The organism is Roseomonas sp. CAU 1739, assembly GCF_039839775.1.
Classification (GTDB): Bacteria; Pseudomonadota; Alphaproteobacteria; order Acetobacterales; family Acetobacteraceae; genus Neoroseomonas.
This window is the reverse complement of sequence record NZ_JBDOQQ010000050.1, coordinates 1-1,431: the sequence shown is the minus strand read 5'-3', so window position 1 is coordinate 1,431 and position 1,431 is coordinate 1. Positions and strand designations below refer to the sequence as shown.

The 1,431-nt window shown below is 59.6% G+C and carries 2 protein-coding genes; one reads left to right on the top strand and one right to left on the bottom strand.

The genetic code is table 11. The annotated features are described in order from the left end of the window. The first annotated feature begins 529 nt into the window (after positions 1–529). The gene (locus AAFN86_RS29675; RefSeq protein ID WP_408906643.1) at positions 530–901 is read left to right on the top strand and encodes a DUF4261 domain-containing protein; all 372 of its coding nucleotides are present in this window, start codon (positions 530–532) and stop codon (positions 899–901) included. Between the two features lie 56 nt (positions 902–957). Here the strand turns inward: AAFN86_RS29675 and AAFN86_RS29510 are convergent. Next, on the bottom strand, positions 958–1,431 hold a 474-nt coding region (locus tag AAFN86_RS29510), incomplete at its 5' end, for a transposase (protein WP_347547308.1).

Here is a 1,431-nt window from a genome sequence, read left to right as displayed (position 1 = left end):
ACGTCGATCCGCCGCACGCCGATGCTCTACCGTCCACACCATCATCCGCCCCACGAATCGTCCGCAGGATCAGCGAATCACATCCGATTCAGCCGATTCAATTCCTTTCCGGATGGGCTCTCACATGACCCGCGAGAGCGCTTCGGACGATGGTCGAACCTCAACTGACCTACCTCTGCTTTTCAGCCGCTGCTCCAGAAACGGATGCGATCAAGCGCGCGCTAACCGCCGGCCCGGCGCCGATGATCCAAGGCCCATTTGTGGATACACCCGCGGGCCTTGTCGGCGCGACCAAGGCGGCGAGGCTAGTCATCGTGCGCATGTCGTTCTCATGTCCTTCGCCACTGTTAGCCGACCCGGCTCAGTATGCCGCGTGGCCGGACTGGAAGGCGGGTAGCGGGCGCTGGCAGAGCCACCTCATTGTTTCGGCAACGCCCCTGCGTTCCGATGCGCCAGAGGCGCCACGGGTCACAGCTGCTACCCTGTTCGCTGTTTCTGCGGCAATTGCGCAGGCGCAAGCACCGATGCTGTGGCGTGGTCGGGAAACCTCTTGTTCCACGATTCCGCTCTCTTCAGTAGAGCGGTCGCATATAGTTCGCTGCCGCCGGACGTCGTCGTACGCTGCCATTGGCGAGGCCGCCCTCCGTCAGGTCTCGGCGCGCGCACCGAGGGGCTCCGGGCTTTAGGTCTACCGGAACTTGACTATCCCCCGACAGGCGAGGACGCCGATACAATCGATACGAAATTGAAGAACGTCGCCGCGTATCTGATCGCGAAGGGAATGGTTCTTAATGATGGTGACACGTTTAGCATCGGGAACAATGCTCCAGTAAACGTTAAGCATACGAAAGATGAGAGCGGCAATATGGTTCTCATGCTTGAAAGGAGTTCTATTTCCTGAGCTTGATTGATAAAATACCGACACCTATTCAAAATATATGAGTAGAGAATTTTTAGTTATGATGAGAGCCCTGCTGTGAGGTGGCGGATCATGGCCGTGCGGACGAAGGCGGTGGCGATGCGGCAATGCCGCTCGAAGTCGCGGGCGAGGCGGCGGTTGTGGCTGATCCATGCGATGGTGCGTTCCACGATCCAGCGCTTCGGCAGGACAACGAAGCGATGGCGATCGCAGCGGCGCGCGATCTCCATATTCCACGTGCCAGTTCGGGCCACGGCGGCGGCCATTTTCGGTCCCTGATAGCCTGCGTCGCCGATGATGCGCTCGACGAAGGGGAACAGCCTGCGCGTCTGCCGTCCCCCTCCAGAGAATTTCGTTCCCCGGTTCCCACCGCTGCTCCATTCTTCTCTCTCAGAGCCCATCCGGAAAGGAATTGAATCGGCTGAATCGGATGTGATTCGCTGATCCTGCGGACGATTCGTGGGGCGGATGATGGTGTGGACGGTAGAGCATCGGCGTGCGGCGGATCGACG